This is a genomic window from Undibacterium pigrum, from assembly GCF_003201815.1.
In the GTDB taxonomy this organism is placed as follows: domain Bacteria; phylum Pseudomonadota; class Gammaproteobacteria; order Burkholderiales; family Burkholderiaceae_D; genus Undibacterium; species Undibacterium pigrum.
In genome coordinates, this window is sequence record NZ_QJKB01000001.1 from 617,455 (window position 1) to 635,828 (window position 18,374).

General features: G+C 47.1%; 18 protein-coding genes. 13 read left to right on the forward strand and 5 right to left on the reverse strand.

Features of this window, described 5'->3' with window-relative positions; translation table 11 throughout:
• Nucleotides 1-19: 19 nt before the first annotated feature.
• The 4 genes from DFR42_RS02775 to DFR42_RS02785 form a co-directional block, all read right to left on the reverse strand.
• A complete protein-coding gene (locus tag DFR42_RS02775; RefSeq protein WP_110253412.1) occupies nt 20-565 on the reverse strand; it encodes a hypothetical protein in 546 nt (181 codons plus the stop codon).
• Nucleotides 566-674: 109 nt separating this feature from the next.
• Nucleotides 675-944 carry a hypothetical protein gene (locus tag DFR42_RS29090; protein ID WP_170133397.1) on the reverse strand — a complete coding sequence of 90 codons (270 nt, stop codon included), beginning with the start codon at nt 942-944 and terminating at the stop codon, nt 675-677.
• A gap of 3 nt (nt 945-947) precedes the next feature.
• On the reverse strand, nt 948-2,837 hold the full coding sequence (gene feoB / locus DFR42_RS02780; protein WP_245936805.1) for a ferrous iron transporter B: 1,890 nt from the start codon (nt 2,835-2,837) through the stop codon (nt 948-950).
• Entirely contained in the window at nt 2,837-3,163 is a 327-nt protein-coding gene (locus tag DFR42_RS02785) for a FeoA family protein (RefSeq protein ID WP_110253413.1), read from the reverse strand. The genes feoB and DFR42_RS02785 overlap by 1 nt, the downstream gene beginning before the upstream one ends.
• Nucleotides 3,164-3,425: 262 nt before the next feature.
• On the opposite strand from DFR42_RS02785, the gene DFR42_RS02790 reads away from it, so the two are divergent.
• Complete coding sequence (locus tag DFR42_RS02790; protein ID WP_110253414.1) at nt 3,426-4,421, forward strand: bifunctional helix-turn-helix transcriptional regulator/GNAT family N-acetyltransferase; 996 nt, start codon at nt 3,426-3,428, stop codon at nt 4,419-4,421.
• 30 nt (nt 4,422-4,451) lie between these two features.
• Here the strand turns inward: DFR42_RS02790 and DFR42_RS02795 are convergent, their stop codons facing one another.
• Complete coding sequence (locus DFR42_RS02795) at nt 4,452-4,958, reverse strand: DUF1579 domain-containing protein (protein ID WP_110253415.1); 507 nt, start codon at nt 4,956-4,958, stop codon at nt 4,452-4,454.
• 99 nt (nt 4,959-5,057) lie between these two features.
• On the opposite strand from DFR42_RS02795, the gene DFR42_RS02800 reads away from it, so the two are divergent.
• The 12 genes from DFR42_RS02800 to DFR42_RS02855 all read left to right on the forward strand — a co-directional run bounded on the left by DFR42_RS02800 (nt 5,058) and on the right by DFR42_RS02855 (nt 18,363).
• The gene (locus tag DFR42_RS02800) at nt 5,058-6,023 is read left to right on the forward strand and encodes a helix-turn-helix transcriptional regulator (protein WP_110253416.1); all 966 of its coding nucleotides are present in this window, start codon (nt 5,058-5,060) and stop codon (nt 6,021-6,023) included.
• A gap of 92 nt (nt 6,024-6,115) precedes the next feature.
• On the forward strand, nt 6,116-6,433 hold the full coding sequence (locus DFR42_RS02805; RefSeq protein WP_110253417.1) for a hypothetical protein: 318 nt from the start codon (nt 6,116-6,118) through the stop codon (nt 6,431-6,433).
• Between the two features lie 449 nt (nt 6,434-6,882).
• Nucleotides 6,883-7,116, forward strand: a complete 234-nt coding sequence (locus DFR42_RS02810; protein WP_110253418.1) for a hypothetical protein — start codon at nt 6,883-6,885, stop codon at nt 7,114-7,116.
• Between the two features lie 199 nt (nt 7,117-7,315).
• The gene (locus tag DFR42_RS02815) at nt 7,316-7,876 is read left to right on the forward strand and encodes an HNH endonuclease (protein WP_110253419.1); all 561 of its coding nucleotides are present in this window, start codon (nt 7,316-7,318) and stop codon (nt 7,874-7,876) included.
• A gap of 238 nt (nt 7,877-8,114) precedes the next feature.
• Nucleotides 8,115-9,332 carry an NO-inducible flavohemoprotein gene (hmpA, locus tag DFR42_RS02820; protein ID WP_110253420.1) on the forward strand — a complete coding sequence of 406 codons (1,218 nt, stop codon included), beginning with the start codon at nt 8,115-8,117 and terminating at the stop codon, nt 9,330-9,332.
• A 120-nt stretch (nt 9,333-9,452) separates the two neighbouring features.
• The gene (locus tag DFR42_RS02825; protein WP_110254205.1) at nt 9,453-9,932 is read left to right on the forward strand and encodes an RrF2 family transcriptional regulator; all 480 of its coding nucleotides are present in this window, start codon (nt 9,453-9,455) and stop codon (nt 9,930-9,932) included.
• Between the two features lie 241 nt (nt 9,933-10,173).
• Complete coding sequence (locus tag DFR42_RS02830; RefSeq protein WP_245936806.1) at nt 10,174-11,808, forward strand: response regulator; 1,635 nt, start codon at nt 10,174-10,176, stop codon at nt 11,806-11,808.
• Between the two features lie 79 nt (nt 11,809-11,887).
• Nucleotides 11,888-12,583 (forward strand): methyltransferase, encoded by a 696-nt coding sequence (locus DFR42_RS02835; protein ID WP_110253421.1) that lies wholly within the window; start codon nt 11,888-11,890, stop codon nt 12,581-12,583.
• A 2-nt stretch (nt 12,584-12,585) separates the two neighbouring features.
• Nucleotides 12,586-13,821 (forward strand): sulfotransferase, encoded by a 1,236-nt coding sequence (locus DFR42_RS02840; protein WP_245936807.1) that lies wholly within the window; start codon nt 12,586-12,588, stop codon nt 13,819-13,821.
• Entirely contained in the window at nt 13,818-14,633 is an 816-nt protein-coding gene (locus DFR42_RS02845) for an arginase family protein (RefSeq protein WP_110253423.1), read from the forward strand. Before DFR42_RS02840 ends, DFR42_RS02845 begins: the two co-directional genes overlap by 4 nt.
• Nucleotides 14,634-14,787: 154 nt before the next feature.
• Nucleotides 14,788-15,831, forward strand: coding sequence for an ABC transporter substrate-binding protein (locus DFR42_RS02850; RefSeq protein ID WP_110253424.1), 1,044 nt, complete (start codon nt 14,788-14,790; stop codon nt 15,829-15,831).
• A gap of 9 nt (nt 15,832-15,840) precedes the next feature.
• Entirely contained in the window at nt 15,841-18,363 is a 2,523-nt protein-coding gene (locus tag DFR42_RS02855; protein WP_170133398.1) for a response regulator, read from the forward strand.
• The last annotated feature ends 11 nt before the right edge of the window (nt 18,364-18,374 follow it).

An 18,374-nucleotide genomic window follows, 5' to 3' on the forward strand; every position in this document is an offset into this window, starting at 1 on the left:
TTACGCAACTGCTCCTCAACTATTTGCCCAATAACAAATCAAGTCTGTCGCTCAGGCTGCGTGCCATTTCTGGCCCCTTGGCTTTTTGTACTGCTTCAACATAGGCCTGGCGCAGGGCGCGAAAATCATCAATATTTCCGGCGCGTTCCACTTTGAGTTGTAGCCCGTAGCCACGCAAGCCTATGGCACTCTTGATGGTCTCATTGTAGAAGTTGTAGAGTGCCTGAAAGCGTTCGGCATCTGTCATTGCTGGTATTTCAGGTTCTGGGGATTTTGCTGCAGCAATCAGGCCGGGTTCACTGCTGTTCGCGGGCGTACTTGATTCTGTGATGTCCAGGTCGATGTCGGCTTGAGCAGCAATTTCAATAATGAATTCCTGCTCCAGAAGCTCTTGCAGATTTTGTTCTGTTAAACCCAGAGCGGCCACTTTTTTCATGATCTCTGCGGCAGTTTGTTTGCCATCTATCATGACCAGTAAAGTACGCAATCTGGATGCCAGTTGATACTTTCTGGTAGTAATTTCTTCGCGACCTTTTTCGGTTTTGTCGTAGACGCTTGCATTCATATCCAGCTACGGCCTTTGCTTGTCTCTATATGTCAGAAATTGTTTCTGTTTTTTTGAGGATACAGCAATTCCGCCTGACTGCCAATGAAATGCAGGTATATGCTGGCTCTTATCCGTGATTGGCTGCGTTGCGTACCAGTTTTACAGGTTTTAATTCGGAAGTAGATGTGCAGGTGTCATTCGACGAAGATGAACAACTGCTGCAACCAGATCCACAGCCCGCTGTTTGTTTGATTACTTTGGACAGCAAGGGGGTAAGTGCAGGAAAGTGAGCGAGAACAAATATCCTGATCTTTTCCCTTGCCGCTGCAGGTATCCATTTCAATAATAGATAAGCTGAGGCCAGGCTTAGTAACAAAACTGCGATCAGGTTTTGCATGTCTTATCTCCCAAGGAAATAACTGGAAATATGGTAAGTCAGGAAAGAGGCACAATATGCCAGTGCAAATAAATAGGCTGCCATGATGGTCGGGTAGCGCCAGGTATTGGTTTCTCGCTTAACGACGCTCAGGGTTGCTACGCATTGCGGTGCAAAGACATACCAGGCCAACAGGGACAGGGCAGTTGGTATGCTCCAGGAGTGCGCAATCAGCGGCTCCAGGGCGCTATTGAGTTCTTCGCCAGACTGTGACAGTGCATATACCGTCCCCAGGGCTGCAACGGCAACTTCACGGGCAGCCAGTCCTGGTACCAGGGCAATGCAGATTTGCCAGTTGAAACCTATGGGGGCAAAAATCACTTCCAGCATCCTGCCCAGATAACCGGCAATGCTGTAATAAATGGGGGGCTGGCTTGCATTCTCAGGCGCGCCTGGAAAACTGCTGAGGAACCATAGCAATATCATCAACGACAAAATAATGGTGCCTACGCGACTGATGAAAATCTTGATTCTTTCCCACAGGCCCAAAAACAGGTTGCGCAGATTTGGCCAGCGATAGTCCGGCAACTCCAGCATTAAAGCCTGTTGATGTACTTCGCTACCCCATTTCTTTTTAAAGAAATAAGCAACCAGCATGGCAGATACGATGCCACCCAGATAGAGCAGGAACAATACCAGTCCCTGTAAATTCAATATGCCGAGCACGGATTGATCGGGGATGAAGGCAGCGATGATGAGTGCGTATACAGGCAGACGTGCAGAGCAGGTCATCAAAGGTGCAATCATGATTGTCACCAGACGATCGCGCGGATTTTGTATGGTCCTGGTGGCCATGATGCCGGGGATGGCGCAGGCAAAACTGGACAACAAGGGGATAAATGCGCGGCCAGAAAGTCCGACTTTGCCCATGACTCTGTCCAGCAAAAAGGCAGCGCGCGGCAAATAGCCAGAGTCTTCCATCACCAGAATGAAGAAGAACAGGATCACAATCTGCGGCAAAAATACCAGCACGCTACCGGCGCCACCTATCACGCCTTTGACCAGCAAACCTTGCAAGGCGCCGGGATCAAGTGAAGATTCGACCATGGTACCAAAGGCCTCCATCGTGGACTTGATCAATTCCATCGGTGCCTGCGCCCAGGCAAACACAGCCTGGAATACCAGAAACATCAGGGTAGCGAAAATGACAGGGCCAATCGCAGGATGCAAAATCCAGCTATCCATACGATAACTCAAGCTGGTAGCCCTGTCGCTGGCAGCGTCAGAATGCTGGGTAACGCAAGCCGCCAGCACTGCATTGGCTTGTTGTTGCAGACTTTCAGGACTCTGTTGTGACAGTGCATGAGGCGTGACGTTGCCATTAGGTTTTAGCGTTTGCGCCAGGTTTTCCAGTTCGCTCAATAAGGCATCAACCCCTTTGGGGTCAACGGCAATTGTTTCAACGACAGGGATTTTCAGCGCGCTACTTAGCGCGGCAATGTCAATATGGATATGGCGCTTTTTAGCGATATCCATCATGTTTACTGCCAGTATCAAAGGCTGACCAAGTGCCAATAATTCAAAGACTACCCGCAGGCCGCGCTTCAAATTGGTGGCGTCCACTACGCAGACCACGGCATCAGGCATGGTTTCATCCGGGCGCTTGCCAGTGACTACTTCCTGGGTAATTTTTTCATCGGGAGTGATGGCATGCAGGCTATAGGTGCCAGGCAAATCCAGTACTTGCCATTGACGTCCAGTGTCAGAGCGAAATTTACCTTCTTTTCGTTCTATTGTGACACCTGCATAGTTTGCTACTTTTTGCCGCGCACCCGTCAATCGATTGAAGAGTGCAGTTTTTCCGCAGTTAGGGTTACCGACAAGAGCAATGAGCGGAGAAAACAATTCTTTCACTATGTTCCTACTTTTCCTGAGTGAGTAACGCTAATGGGAGCATGGCCGGGAGTGACCCCAATCAGGGCTGCTTCAAAATTTCGTAATGCAAAGGTTGACTGCCCAATCCGGACAGCCAGTGGTTCTCCACCAAAATAACCTTTGTGCAATATCTTTACGGATTCGCCTTTGACAAAACCTAATTCTTTCAGACGACGGGTAATATTGAACAGGCTTTCATCCTTTGCATCGCCTTGTTCCTGCACATCTTCAACGACACCAGAATCACCGACTTTCATCAGATTCAATGTGGTAGAAATTGCTTGCTGTAATGGCAAACTGCTCATTGCTAAATTCCCGTGGCAAGAAAAATATGTAACTCTAAATGATAATGAGAATATATATCAATAGCGATTATGTTTCAATCGCAATAGGTGGCTGAAAGGGGCTGCTTTGCGCTTACTCATACTTAAATTCAATTATTTTTCTTTAAGTAACAAATTTATTTTTTTGTTAATTTCCCTCAAGATGCCAGTGCCCAAATCAGTGCTTGCGTAAATGCTGTTGTAAAGAATATAGTTGCAATGTACAACTATATTCTTATTGATCATGCATAACTCGACATCTGCATTGCCTGTTGAAGCAATTCGCGATGCATCTCGCAGACTGGTACGTGAACTTGGCTTCATGAAGCCGACATTGGCTGGCACCAGACTTCCTGCCTCCGCAGTACATGCATTAATCGAGATTGGTGACCATGGAATACACAGTGCCAGCGCACTTTGTGAGGTTTTGCAACTTGAGAAGTCCAGTGTCAGCCGGATGGTGCGCAAGCTGATAGAGGCCGGTGAGGCAATGGAAACCAGCAGTCAACAAGATGCACGGGAGAAGCAGCTTGCGCTGACAGTAAAAGGCAAGCAAACCCTGGCGGCCATAAATCAGTTTGCCCGGATACAAGTCTGTCGTGCTCTGGAAAACATTCCCTCGTCAACGCATGGAACAGTAAAAGAGGGCCTGGGCCTGTATGCAGAAGCCCTGGCAACTGTTCGCAAGAATGTGTCTCTTCCTGTTTCTACCGTATTTAATGACCTAAGTATTCAATGCGGTTATTGCCCGGGTGTACTTGGACGTACTATAGAAATGCATGCACACTATTATTCCCGCAATGCCGGATTTGGACATTTCTTTGAAGCCAAAGTGGCAAGTGGCATGGCAGATTTTATGGGGCGTCTGGATGCTCCGCGCAATCAAATTTGGTATGCAATCAAGGATGGGAAGATTGTCGCGACTATTGCAATCGACGGTGAAGATCTGGGCAGCAATATTGCCCACCTGCGCTGGTTTATTGTTGATGACGGATTGCGGGGCAGCGGTATGGGCAGGCGCTTGCTTAAAGAGGCGGTGTCATTCTGTGATGAGCAGCAATTCAGTGAAATTCAATTGTGGACGTTTAACGGGCTGGATGCCGCACGACGTCTGTATGAGGATGCAGGTTTTGCTCTGATTGAAGAGCTGACTGGCAGGCAATGGGGGGAAGAGGTTATAGAGCAAAAATTCTCCCGCCCACGTCCGATAACTCTGTCGTCAAGCTATAGTGCTGAATAGCTATATAGCGATAGCAGATTTGAGTGCCTGTTATTTTCTTCGAAAATCCATGACCCAATTGGTTTCCCATGTGATGCCGCCATCAACTGAGAAAGCCTGCTCCCAGCGTGGTTGATCTGCGCTTGGTATGCTCCACAAAAAACGCACACGTATCGCCTGGCCAGCGAAGGTGTCATCAGCATAAAACTCACCAGTGCCATTCTCAAACCGGCCTTGCATAGGTACGTCCAGATGCGTGGGGTAGCGGCCATCCAGCCACCAGATTGACCATATGCCTTTGTCCGCATCATATGAGCGCAAAGTGGCTGCGCGATAGGTTCCACCTGGCATGTCCAGCAGGTTGTCATCCATATTGCCTGCGCCGCCCAGAATACTAATGACGGATGTGTGGCCACTAAACTCCAGCCATTCATCACAATTGGCAAGCCTTTCCTTCAGGCGACGATGCTTTACCTGCCAGTTACCGATAAAAAAATCAAAATCACCGACGCCGGAGAAGTGGGTCGCGTTGTTTATCGAATTGTTTGCTGAATTCATGTTTTCTCCTGAATAGATTTGCTCCGGTTGAAGCAATGTCGGTGAGAATACTGAATATATAGGGCATAATTTATCCTATTAAATGTGTAAACTTGGCCTATGTCTCACAGTTATCATCCAACCACACGTGTACTGGCTTTGCTGGAGCTCTTGCAAAACCACGGGCAGCTTAGTGGTGGTGACCTGGCGCAGATGCTGGATATTGACCGGCGCAGCCTGCGTCGCTATATCGTCACACTAGAAGAAATGGGCATACCCATCATGACTTCCCGGGGACGTCACGGTGGCTATTCCATCATGCCTGGTTTTAAGTTGCCACCCATGATGTTTAATGAAGAGGAAGGATTTGCTATCTTCATCGCACTGTCTGCCGCGCGCCAGATGAAGTTGCTGGATGTTGCATCTTCCATAGAGAGTGCACAGTCAAAACTGCAAAGAATCTTGCCTGAAAAAATCAGGCAAAGACTGTTGGCAGCAGATGTGGCGATAGAGTTCAATCTCCAGTCAGCAGCCATTCCGGCTGACAAGGAAATGTTGGCGATGCTAAGCCATGCCATCGCTCATAAGCAAACCGTCCAGTTTCGATATCGTGGAGCAAATGAGGTGGAAAGCGAGAGGGCGGTCGATGTTTACGGAATGGCATTCCATGCCGCCTGCTGGTATTTCGTCGGTTTTTGTCATTTGCGACAAGATATACGCAGCTTCAGGCTGGACAGGCTAGGACATATTGACTTGCTTAAGCACGACTTTGACGCTCCCGTCAATTTTAGCGCACTCGGTTATTTGCGCAGCACAGTGGCGACCATTCCACGAAACTACAGTGTGGAAGTGTTGTTGAAAACAGATTTGCAAAGCGCGCGCAAATATCTGTCTGATGCCATTGCCGTGCTGGAGCAAACGAACGAAGGAGTGCTGCTATACAACCAGTCAGAAGATTTGAGCTGGTTTGCAAGACAGCTGGCATCCCTGCCTTTTGATTTTGAAATTCGCAAACCTGCAAAATTGCAGGATGAGCTCAGGAGATTGGCGCATCATTTATTGGTGCAATTCTCGTCAGAAATCTAGAGAAAACGCTACACACAATACAATTTCCTCTTTAAATGAAGAATTTATTCTTATAAAGACTTGTTAATTGCAGAAAGTTATGACAAGATGGCATGGTGAAAAATAAAGAAGATTTTCAAAGTAGCAAATATATGAACATCCAGACCACTTATCAACCGCTGAATCAAACAAGCTTGAGCCTCGCGGCGCGGGCAGGGCGTTTGCTCGGCAAGTGGATGGAGGTAAGTGAAGTGAATGAGCCGATTGGCGCCGTAGCTGATGGTTTTTCTGCAGAATCAATGGAGTCAATTTCTGCACCCCTGACGGCGAGTACGACAGCGGCAGATTTTTGCGACCAGGATCAGGATGGTGGCTGGGAGCTGGCATTTCACAGGACAATCATGATGGACATTCGGGGTGCTAACCCTTGAAATCAGAGAAGCAGACAAGAGGCTGCTTACTGAATCGAGAGCTGAAAAGCCCGGATGCCTGCAAAGCTCCGGGCTTTTTGCCTTTTATGGTTTTTAAAATTCATGCTTGGAAAGATGCGTTTTACAAGCCCAGTAGTAAAACCCGCCGTTTGGCGGTCGTGCCGGAAAACGCCGGATAACACGGGATTCTTTAACAATTCGGGAAGATGTATTGATAGACCTTGACACTCGTGCTCATAGCATGCAGTGGTAAGGGATGTGCTGTGAATATCCTTTGATATTCACAGCATGTTAAAAATGACTTGAGATCAGGTTATTTTTAACATGCTGTTGCGTTTCATTTTGTGATGAAGCCTATACTTTGAATATGGGTAAGTTATCGGGAAAAATATCCATGTCAGATTGACGCATGTAATTTGTCATCCTATAAAAACAAGAAAAATAGAACTATGTTTATGATTTATTGGTCCATCTCGATTGATGGACAAGAGCAGGCATGCTCCAGAGAGTTTGCCAATGACCGCATGGTGGATGCATTGCAGTTCACCGAATCTCTACGAACAGAGCAACGACAGGGTGCAGCAATTCGCCATATCACCATGTCCAGTGAAAACCCAGATTCGGTGGGTCATGCAGGTGTTGCAGATCCAGGGCCTGAATACTCATGGAAAAAGCGTCGCTAGACGCAACTATGCACCTACACAAGCATGTAATTCAAATTCCATTCATGCGAATTGGACGAATTTAAGCAATCATGCCTTACAGCATCAGCAATTCGTGCCTACAATGAAAGAGCAGGTCATCATAGCGGTGACAGGTTCAGTGAGTTTTATCAGTCCTTCTTCCCAAATTGGAAAAACATCCCATATAAACAGGTGATGTATGCAACAAATATTGGTTTTGGATATAGCAGGAGTACCTTATGACTGGATAAGTCAGAATGATGCTGCGACTCAGTACGCCGCAAAAAAAGTGGCATGGGATATTGGTGACCAGGTCTTCATGCTGCGCGGTGGCTATAACAAGGATGGTGAACAGTCAAAAATTTTGATCAAACCCATCATCTCCATACGTAATAGTGAACGCATGTCGAGGAATAGTCGTCATCAGATTCCATTGGGTGATGGCAACCGCCTGCTATATGCCAGGGACAGGCATATCTGTGCCTATTGTGGTGAGACCTTTCCTTATCAGGAACTGTCACGTGACCATATTCTGCCCAGTTCTCGTGGCGGGAAAGATGTCTGGGAAAACTGCGTGACTGCCTGCAAAGATTGTAACCATGCGAAGGGTAACAAGTTCGTACATGATTTCAAGCCTTTGATTTATGTGCCATATGCACCTTGCCGTTTTGAGCATTTCATTTTGAGCGGCAGGAATGTGATTGCCGATCAACTGGAATATCTGTCAGCAAAGTTACCCAGACACAGTCGTTTGTTGTAAAAATGTTGTAAGTAGCAAAGCATGAGTCCTGCGGCACTTTGCGGGATCCATGCTTTTTCATACGAGTCATTCGTGAACAGATTCTCAATCTTATGCCTTGATTTAAAAATGTATTTACAATACATGTTATAAGCTTTATGATGCTGCATATCGCAATGAACTCCCCGGTTTGTTTAAAGCTGATTAGCCATTAATTTAACTTTAAACATGTATTTTATATATATCTATAGAATTGAATATGTTAGACCTTCATACAAGAAATCTAGTTAAAGCCACAGTCCCTGTATTGAAAGAACATGGCGTTACATTGACGCGTCATTTTTATGCACGCATGTTTGCACATAATCCCGAATTGAAGCCTGTTTTCAATCAGGGTAATCAGCAAGCGGGCAGTCAGCAACAAGCACTCGCAATGGCAGTACTGGCATATGCGGAGCATATAGATAACCCCATAGTGCTGATGCCCGTATTGACCCTGGTTGCCAATAAGCATGTAAGTGTAGGTATCAGGGCTGAACATTATCCAATTGTAGGTATGCATTTGCTGGCATCGATCAAGGAAGTATTGGGAGATGCTGCCAGCGATGAGCTGTTGGCAGCCTGGGCTGCAGCATATGGGCAACTGGCAGACGTTCTGATTGCGCAGGAAGCGGCAATTTATGCAAAAGCAGCCATGACACCCGGCGGCTGGACAGGATGGCGCAGTTTCGTCATCAGCAAAAAAGTCATTGAAAGCGAAGAGATCACTTCTTTTTATTTACGACCTGCGGATGGCGGCTCAGTACCGGATTACAAACCTGGCCAGTACATCTCGGTCAAAGTCTTTGTGCCAGAACTGGGCATGATGCAACCACGCCAGTACAGCCTTTCTTGTGCTCCGGGGCAGGAGTATTTGCGCATCTCAGTCAAGCGTGAAGCAGAAATGGCAGAAAAACCTGCAGGCCTGGTATCCAATGTGCTGCACAGGGATTGTCAAGAAGGCGCAATACTTGATGTGGCACCGCCGATGGGTGACTATGTCTTGCATGAAGACCGGGACACGCCTGTGGTATTGATCAGCGCTGGCGTTGGCGTAACACCCAAGCTGGCTATGCTGGAACATTTGCTGAAACAAAACACGGCACGCAAGGTTCGCTTTGTGCATGCCTGCCGTCACGGAGGCGTACATGCCTTCAAACAGCAAGTGCGGGAAATGAGTGAGCAACATGCGCAAGTCAAATCACTGACCTACTATGAAGTGCCGCGTGCAGAAGACCGGGCGTCAGTTGATTACGATCAGAAGGGCAGACTGGATTTGCAAGCGGTAGCAAGTGACTTCATACTTCCCGACGCTGATTATTATGTCTGTGGGCCGCGTTCATTCATGCAGGCGCAAATCAGCAGTCTGCAAAACCTGGGAGTTGCACCAGCACGCATACATAAAGAAGCTTTCGGTAGTGGTGGATTTGCTCACTGATCAGACTATTCAGACTATTCCCAAGCCATGGGTCAGAAGACCTGTGGCATTGCTTTGCTGCATATCTGTATTAATTGGTTTAACATGGGCAAGCTACAGGGAAACATCAGAAAATTATTTATGCAATTAACTCACTTTACCGATTTAGGTTTGCGCGTACTCATGTATCTGAGTCACAAAGACAGACAAGAGCCAGTCACAATAAGTGAAATTGCCAGCAAATTTTCTATTTCCCGCAATCATCTTGTCAAGGTAGTGCATTTTCTTGCGCAAAAAAACTGGATTATCACCACCAGAGGCAAAGGCGGGGGCATGACCCTGGCCCGCGATATAAAAACGTATCGTCTGGGCAGCATCATCCGGGAACTGGAGGGCGGGGATGCACTTATCGATTGTGCGACGCCCCCTTGCGTATTGCGTGGTAACTGTCAGCTCAAGTCGGTGCTGGATCGCGCCATGTCAGTGTTTTACAATGCGCTGGATGAATATACCTTGCAGGATGCCGTTGGTGGCAATACGCAGGAAGCCATCATCATGCTGCATCGCTCAGGCATTGTTGATCAATCAAAGCTTCCATATCTGAGCCATGCTCAGAGCTGATACCTGAATTACTTCCTGTTTTTCTCCATGTAATTACTATTCACTGGCAAATTTCCCGCATTTGCCCAGCTATTGTTTAATCTTTATTATTGTCTATTAAAAATGTTAATATGCTTATAGAGTAATGTAATCTCAATAAACAACGGTGGCCTTCAAGCGCTGTCGAAACCGGTTTTGCCAGAATGATAGTTCGCTGGTCAGGGTGTCGATGTTGAGCTGTAAGCCAATGCCAGGAGTTTAAATGACATTGTCCCAAATGCAGGCACGCATTTTGATCATTGACGATGAAACAGCACATTTGCAAGCCTTATGTGACCTGTTGCGTGACCATAATTATGTGACTACCGGGTTTGCCAATGGCATTGAAGCACTCGCTTGTTTGCGTAGCAACAGCTTTGATTTGTTGCTGACAGATCTGATGATGCCGGGCATCGATGGTATTGCCATGGTTGAGGCCGCGCGCAATATTGATCCTGATCTCGCATGCATAGTAATGACAGGCGAGGGTAGTATCGCCTCTGCAGTCAAGGCGATGAAAGTTGGTGCGCTCGACTACATTATCAAGCCTTTTAAAATATCTTCTATATTGCCGGTACTGGCGCGTGCCATGGAAACGCGTCAATTGCGCATGGCAAATGCCAAGCTTGAACTCCAGTTGCGCGAGCATACAATAGAACTGGTCGCGCTCAATAAAGACCTGGAGCAAGCCAGGATGCAAGCCGATATAGCCAATCGCGCGAAATCTACTTTCCTTTCCAATATGAGTCATGAGTTGCGTACCCCACTCAATGCAATACTGGGCTTTGCTCAAATTCTGGCATCTCCCAACCTGCAAACCAGCCTGGAAGAAAAAAAGGAATTTGCTCAGCATATAGAAGAAGCTGGCAGTCACTTGCTGACGCTGATCAATGAAATTCTTGATCTGGCAAAAGTGGAGTCTGGCTCGATGAAGTTGGCTGTCGAGGTAATCACAATAGATGATATTTTCGCAGAATGCAGCACCATGATAGAGCCACTGGCGCAAAAACGTGGAATCAGTGTTCATTTTGAAAAAGATACACATTTACTGGTGCATGCAGATCGTATTCGCATCAAGCAGGTATTGATCAATCTCTTGTCGAATGCGATCAAATACAACCGTGACAACGGTCAGGTGAATGTCGCAGCGCATGTCGAAGCAGATAATATTGTTTGTATCCAGGTGATAGACACAGGCATAGGTTTGAGCGCCATGCAACTGGAAACCATTTTTCAACCTTTTAACCGGCTTGGAAGAGAGGTTTTTAATGAAGAGGGGACTGGTATAGGCTTATCTTTGGTCAAACATTTGGTGGAGGCAATGCAAGGTAGTATAGGTATACACAGTCAGGTAGGCGTGGGCAGTACCTTCTGGGTTAAGTTCCCCGGTACTACGTCTTCTGGAGGCAGGCCACCAAGCCCCAGGGAAGTGGTTTATGACACCACTGTACCGAAAAAGACTAAAAAGCATAAATCCCTGCTGTATGTTGAAGACAATCCTACTAATTTGAGATTGGTCGCCGAGTTGATACGTCTGCGCGCTGACGTGGTGTTGCTGACTGCAACTGACGGTTTGTTGGGCATAGAGCAAGCACGCCTGCATTTGCCAGATGTTATTTTGATGGATATTAATTTGCCTGGTATTGATGGAATAGAGACTCGCCGGTTTTTGTACGATGACCCTAGAACCAGACACATTCCCGTCATAGCAGTGACAGCAAATGCGATGCCTGCCGACCTTGAAAGAGGAAGTGTTGCAGGTTTTTTTTCTTATATCACCAAGCCCATCGATATTGAGCAATTTGGCAGCGTGATAGATAAGGCGATGGAGTTTGCTGCAAATAGAAAATTGAATTAATGCTCCAGTACTTGTCTGCGAACTATGTCCAGTAGTGTTTTTGTCGGTATTTCTGTTATCTTTTTAAAAAGGGACTGCCATGGAACAAACATCAGCACCTGGCCTTGCACACATAGATCGTTGGCAAAAAAATCGGCAAAAAGCATTTAAGGCAATCCCGCCTACAGGCAAAACGGTGAAATATCTGGGGAAAGAGTTCCTGGTATTTCCCGAAACATTTTGGCCATTCACGGACAGCCAGCCATTGGTCCAAAGTTTTAAAATCAACAAAGGTGATAGCGTTCTCGACGTGGGCACTGGTTCTGGTGTTATCGCCATTTTTGCTTGCTATGGTGGCGCCAGCAAAGTCACTGCGGTAGATATCAATCCGGCTGCAATTAAAAGCGCCAGACATAATGCCAAATTGCATGGTTTTGACAAGCTGATGACTGTCAAAAAGTCCAACCTCTTTCAAGCGCTTAAGGATGAGCAGTTTGATGTGATCACGGCCAACCTGCCATTTCGCAACAAACCTGCACCAGATGTGGTAGCGCGTTCGCAGTGGGATACTGATTTCAAAACGAACACCCAGTTTTTTGCAGATGTGGGCAAGCATTTGAAACCTGGCGGGCGTATTTATTTTGCCCAATCCAATTTTGGTGCCATTGCAGAGATTAAGGCTCTGGCCAAAGCTGCTGGATTTAGCGTCAGAACAATGGCAAGTGCCGCTGCCGACAAGGCAGAAACCAGAAAGTTTTATGCCTTCGTGATGAGGCGTGCACAGCCAGCGGTGTAATGATGAACATCATCGACACTGTTAATGATCTGCGTCAGATAGCGCACACAGATATTGCCTCGCAGGTCAAACATGTAGCTGTCATTCTGACTGCACCCAGATCAGGTTCCAGCCTGTTAAAAAGTGTTTTGTCTGTTCATCCCGATATTGCTTCCCTGGATGGCGAGATGGAACCATTTCTGGCCTTGAGCAGAAATGGTTTTGGAAATAATGCAGACAGCGATGCCTTCAAGCAACTGAATAACCGGGATGTATTGCTGGACAATATCTTTGATGATATGACTTTGCCTGCCGGGGGCAATCCTGAATATGATTACCTCAAAAATCGATGGAGAAAACGCTTGCTACTGCAATTCCCGGCTTTGTTTTCTGAGGCTGGCGTATATGCGCAACTTCTGCAGGATCTGGATGCTATTTTCGATCAAGCCAAAGAGCAGCAAATCCAGGGGGAGGCAATGTTGCAGGACCTGATACTTGCCAAGGTTTTCAAAAGTCAAACCTGGCGACTGGATTACTATGATGGTAAAAAGAATCCTTTGGCAAATCACTGTTTTAATGAATCGATGAAATTAGAGGAGCCTCCGTTTGTACTCCCGCGCCATTACCGGCGGCAATTCAGATCTTGCGATGCGGAAGAAAAGACTTTGCTCTTTAAAACACCTCCAGACGTGTATAGGCTGGGGATATATGAACAATTATTTCCGAACGCACAAATCAGGTATCTGCATCTGACCAGAGGTTACGCGCAATCAGTTAATGGGCTCATGGATGGCTGGTTATCACCTGTTGCTTTCTTTTCACGCGATATGGAAAATGCTGGCGTCAATCTGTCCATCAAGGGCTATTCAAATCTCGCTGGCTTTGGTAAACGCTGGTGGAAATTTGATTTGCCACCTAACTGGAAAGACTATACCAACGCCAGTCTGGAAGAAGTTTGCCTGAATCAGTGGTTGTCTGCCCATCAGGCTATTTTTGCTAGCGGGGTTGGCGCATTGTCCGTTTCTTTTGAAGATTTTTTATCAAAACCGGCAGCGGTCATCAAACAAATAACTTCCTATCTGGGTTTGCGCGAAATGCCTGGTTTGCCTGCGTTTCCAGTGACTATGGCGACTGAAGCGCCCCGGATAAGGCGTTGGCAAAAGCGTGAAGAGAGTCTGATGCGCCTGGGGGAAAGAGTAGATGTAAAAAAAATGATGGGCGAACTGGCTTATGAAATGAATCCCGATACCTGGTTATGAACACGTATCTGCTCATCCCATTTTTAACAGGGCAAAGACGGGATGGACTGGGGCGCGTCAACGATGTCAGTACCCACCCATGGGAAATAGTTGATATCCCGCAATTCAAAGAAACTTCGATCAGTGATGCAAATGAAAAGTTGCACAGGATGGGCCACATCTATGCATCACTCGCGGACAAGGTACAGCAAAGCATTTCACTTGGAAACCGTCCGGTTTGCATTGCTGGCGATTGCTTTTCGGCCTTGGGCGTACTTGCCGGATTACAAAAGGCTGGGGCAGCGCCAGACCGGATTGTCTGGCTGGATGCGCATGGAGACTTTCATATCTGGGGTACGACAATAAGCAAGTACCTTGGGGGTATGCCTTTGGGTATGATGGTAGGTAGACGAGACCGGCGTGAAGGTGGTCGGGACTCGGTCGGAGCCTTTATAAATACAATTGGCCTCACCGCTTATCCCGAGGAAAACATTGTACTTTCCGATGCCCGTGATCTTGATCCCGGAGAAAAGGAGGCGCTGGAAAGCTCGAATATTGTCACCTGCAAAATTGAGAATATCCATCAATATCTGTCTCATCGAGAAAACATCCATCTGCATTTTGATACGGATGTGATTGATGACAGGGCAAAGTTGCCTGCATTAAAGTATCATGTAAACCAGGGGCCCTCGAGAGAGGACATATTGTCGCTTTTCCGCACTTTACGCCAATACAAGCTGACAGCCATATCGGTTTCAGCCTGGCATGAAGAACACGATATGGATAATAAAACTGCAATTTCTTGCCTAAGCTTACTAAAAGAACTAGAATGAAAGTTATTATTTTATACACTTTTTGGTAGGAATGCTGTCAATCGAATAGTTCCTCACACTACACATATGTTAAATCACCTTGGTTTCAGCGTAGCTGTAGCACATCTCCACTATTAAAAAGAGCTTACTGAGCAACTTAAATGAGGAAATCAGCATGACGAGTGTGAAGTCCGGGCGATTGAATTTCAAGACTGTTGTGGTCTGGTTTGCTTGCCTTCTTTTAGCAGTGCTTTTGTCTGGCCTGATTTATCTTGGGCTGACACGCTCAGCAACTCCTTCCGGGTCGCCATTGGAACAAGTCATCATCGCTACCAATACTGAATATGTAGGCACATGTTCGATTACTACTGCCAGGGAAAGAGGATATTTCGCTAAAGAAGGGATAGTCGTTCTGATCCAATCGCATTCCACAGGCAAAGCAGCGATGGAAGCAGTCTTGCAAGGGCATGCAAACCTGGGGACAGTTGCGGATATTCCCGTTATGTTTGCAGGCCTGGACCAAAGGCCAGTCTCTGTCATCGCCACTATATTTAAAAATGAAAAAGACCACGGCATTATAGGGCGTCGGGACAGGGGCATACTCGAGCCAGCGAATCTTAAAGGCAAGCGAGTTGGCGTAACACTCAGTACATCAGGCCACTTTACCTTGAGTGCCTTCTTGAATCGTCAAAAATTATCGGTCAAGGATGTCACCATGATCAACTATAAACCTGAGGAATTTGCCGATGCCATAGAGCGTGGTGAGGTTGATGCTGTAGCATCCTGGGAGCCATTTTTGAATACCATGTTGAATCGTCTGGGTAGCAATGGCGTGGCTTTCTACGGCAAAGATGTCTATGAGAGTTTATATAATGTCGTTGGCATGCGCAGCTACATATCCAGCCAGCCAGAAACCATACGCAAAGTACTACGCGCACTGGATCAGGGCAGTCAGTATTGTAATGAAATGCCAGATGCTGCCCGGGCCATACATGAATCGGGCAAAAAATCCAATACCAAGGACCAGAAAGCTGCCTGGGCTACTTACCGCTTCGAAATTGGTCTTGACCAGGGTTTATTGCTGGCGTTGGAAGACCAGGCAAGATGGGCTATCAAGAATAAACTGACGAATAAAACCGAAGTACCTAATTATCTGGACTATGTTTATCTGGATGGCATGGAAAAAATTAAACCGGCGGCAGTGACCATCATACATTGAGATTCCAAAGTGAAAATTTCAACTCGTCTGAAATTTGCGGAATTAATTTCTTTGGCAATCGTTGCCATCATCGTGGTGATTTTGTTGTCCACTACCTTGCAGATGAAAAGGGAAATTGCAAAAAATGAAGCCGCAGGCGAGTTACTGCAGGCAGTGACTTCCTTACGTTATCTGACGGTGGAATATGCATTGCGCCATGATGAACGCACCAGAGCGCAATGGCAATTGCGCAGCAATTCGCTGTCCAAACGTCTTGCCAGTACTGAAGAATTTACTGGTCCGGCAGAAACAGAAAGCATTTCAGATTTGAGAAGTGCCAACGAAAATATAGCGGCATTGTTTACCCTGCTCGTCAACAATCACCATGAACTGTTACGCGAGCGTGGGAAGGAAGAGATACTCGAAGAACTGGAATCTCGCCTGATGGGGCAAATCACCAACAAAACTCAGGCCATGATATCCGAGGCACTGAGTTTGTCTGATCAAAGCCGTATCGGGGCCTTGAATGCGCAGCAACGGGCTTTCAATGCAGTGATACTGTTCGGTGGCATTGTCGTACTGGTTGTGACCGTCACTATCTATATTACGCTTAGAAGCGTCAGTCGCCCGCTGGAAAGAATGCGGGAGGGGACGGCTATTGTTGGTGCTGGCAATCTCGATTTCTCACTGGGTTTTCAAAGCCAGGATGAAATAGGGGATTTGGCCCGTGCCTTTGATGGCATGACAGAAAAACTTAAACTGACAACGGTGTCACGCGATTCGCTGGCAGATATCAATGCTGCCCTGCAAGCAGAAATCATTGAGCGCCAGCAGATTGAGAAAAAAGCTCAGGCGCAGCTTGCCCGTCTGAACTTGTTGCATCAGATTACCCGCTCCATAGGAGAGCGACAGGATTTGCGCAGTATTTTTCAGGTGGTCATCCGTAGCCTGGAAGATCATTTACCTGTCGATTTCAGCTGCGTCTGCCTGTATAACCAGGAAACAAATTTGCTGCTGGTTACCAGTGTCGGTCTGCACAGTGAAGCTTTGGCACAGGAATTGTCGATGACAAAAAATTCCCAGGTATCAATTGATGAGAATGGTTTGTCGCGCTGTGTCCATGGTGAACTTGTATATGAGGCGGATATCAGCAAGATTGATTTTCCTTTCCCGCAAAGAATGGCAAGCGGTGGTTTGCGTGCGCTGGTGATGGCCCCTTTGCGCGCGGAAAGCACCGTTTTTGGTGTGCTGGTTGTGGCAAAGCGACAAGCACACAGTTTTAATAGTGGCGAGTGTGAATTCTTGCGACAATTAAGTGAGCATGTCGCCCTCGCTGCCAATCAGGCACAACTGTATACTGCACTACAGCAAGCTTATGATGATTTGCGCCAGACTCAGCAATCCATCATGCAGCAGGAACGTTTGCGTGCGCTGGGGCAGATGGCGAGTGGTATTGCACATGACATCAATAACGCAATCTCTCCCGTTGCGCTTTATACCGAGTCCTTGCTCGAAACGGAAAAAAATCTCAGTACCAAGGGCCGCAATTATCTGGAAGTCATTTCACGTGCAATAGATGATGTGGCGGCTACCGTTGCCAGGATGCGAGAATTTTACCGCCAGCGCGCACCTCAGTTGACACTATCGCCTGTCAATGTCAATAGCCTGGTGCAGCAAGTCATCGACCTGACACGTGCAAGATGGAGTGATATGCCTCAGCAACGCGGCATCGTTATTAGCGTTCAGACTGAATTCGCGCTGGATTTGCCCGATATCATGGGCGTGCATGGCGAAATTCGCGAGGCTTTGACCAATTTGATTTTTAATGCAGTAGATGCAATGCCAGAGGGTGGCACCCTGACATTGCGTACCAGCGTGGTACAGGATCTGCTTAAATCAACAAAAGAAGTCATTTTGAAGCAGGTTTGCATTGACGTTTGCGACACTGGTATAGGCATGTCTGATGACACCCGGCGTCGTTGCCTTGAACCTTTTTTTACAACCAAAGGGGAACGTGGCACTGGCTTGGGTCTGGCCATGGTTTATGGCATGATAGAAAGACATAGTGCGCACATAGAAATACTGACTGAAATTGGCAAAGGCACGACCATGCGCATGAGTTTCCTGGTGCCGACTACGGCGAGCTCAGTATCGCATTCTCCTGCGCCGGATATTATTCCCACACAAAGGCGCATCCTGGTGGTTGATGATGATCCCATGGTACTTAAATCTCTGCGTGACATACTGGAAATTGATGGTCACAGCGTTATCTCGGCAGATGGTGGTCAGGCAGGGATAGATTCGTTCAAAGCCGCGCACGAGCAAGGGGATTCATTTGCGGTTGTCATCACTGATTTGGGTATGCCGTATGTAGATGGTCGCAAGCTCGCCAGTTCGATCAAGCAGCTATCGCCAGATACCCCCATTATCATGTTGACTGGTTGGGGGCAGCGTCTGGTTGAAGATGGTGACTCGCCATCGCAAGTGGATTGTGTCTTGAGCAAACCACCAAAATTGTCAGAGCTGAGAGAGGCGCTCAGGAAAATACTATAAAAACGCTGATT

Excerpts from the sequence above, each read along its gene's own strand:
- DFR42_RS02775 (WP_110253412.1), bottom strand. The coding sequence starts at position 565 with ATGAATGCAAGCGTCTACGACAAAACCGAAAAAGGTCGCGAAGAAATT.
- DFR42_RS29090 (WP_170133397.1), bottom strand. The coding sequence starts at position 944 with ATGCAAAACCTGATCGCAGTTTTGTTACTAAGCCTGGCCTCAGCTTAT.
- DFR42_RS02785 (WP_110253413.1), bottom strand. The coding sequence starts at position 3,163 with ATGAGCAGTTTGCCATTACAGCAAGCAATTTCTACCACATTGAATCTG.
- DFR42_RS02790 (WP_110253414.1), top strand. The coding sequence starts at position 3,426 with ATGCATAACTCGACATCTGCATTGCCTGTTGAAGCAATTCGCGATGCA.
- DFR42_RS02795 (WP_110253415.1), bottom strand. The coding sequence starts at position 4,958 with ATGAATTCAGCAAACAATTCGATAAACAACGCGACCCACTTCTCCGGC.
- DFR42_RS02800 (WP_110253416.1), top strand. The coding sequence starts at position 5,058 with ATGTCTCACAGTTATCATCCAACCACACGTGTACTGGCTTTGCTGGAG.
- DFR42_RS02805 (WP_110253417.1), top strand. The coding sequence starts at position 6,116 with ATGGTGAAAAATAAAGAAGATTTTCAAAGTAGCAAATATATGAACATC.
- DFR42_RS02810 (WP_110253418.1), top strand. The coding sequence starts at position 6,883 with ATGTTTATGATTTATTGGTCCATCTCGATTGATGGACAAGAGCAGGCA.
- DFR42_RS02815 (WP_110253419.1), top strand. The coding sequence starts at position 7,316 with ATGCAACAAATATTGGTTTTGGATATAGCAGGAGTACCTTATGACTGG.
- hmpA (WP_110253420.1), top strand. The coding sequence starts at position 8,115 with ATGTTAGACCTTCATACAAGAAATCTAGTTAAAGCCACAGTCCCTGTA.
- DFR42_RS02825 (WP_110254205.1), top strand. The coding sequence starts at position 9,453 with ATGCAATTAACTCACTTTACCGATTTAGGTTTGCGCGTACTCATGTAT.
- DFR42_RS02830 (WP_245936806.1), top strand. The coding sequence starts at position 10,174 with ATGACATTGTCCCAAATGCAGGCACGCATTTTGATCATTGACGATGAA.
- DFR42_RS02835 (WP_110253421.1), top strand. The coding sequence starts at position 11,888 with ATGGAACAAACATCAGCACCTGGCCTTGCACACATAGATCGTTGGCAA.
- DFR42_RS02840 (WP_245936807.1), top strand. The coding sequence starts at position 12,586 with ATGAACATCATCGACACTGTTAATGATCTGCGTCAGATAGCGCACACA.
- DFR42_RS02845 (WP_110253423.1), top strand. The coding sequence starts at position 13,818 with ATGAACACGTATCTGCTCATCCCATTTTTAACAGGGCAAAGACGGGAT.
- DFR42_RS02850 (WP_110253424.1), top strand. The coding sequence starts at position 14,788 with ATGACGAGTGTGAAGTCCGGGCGATTGAATTTCAAGACTGTTGTGGTC.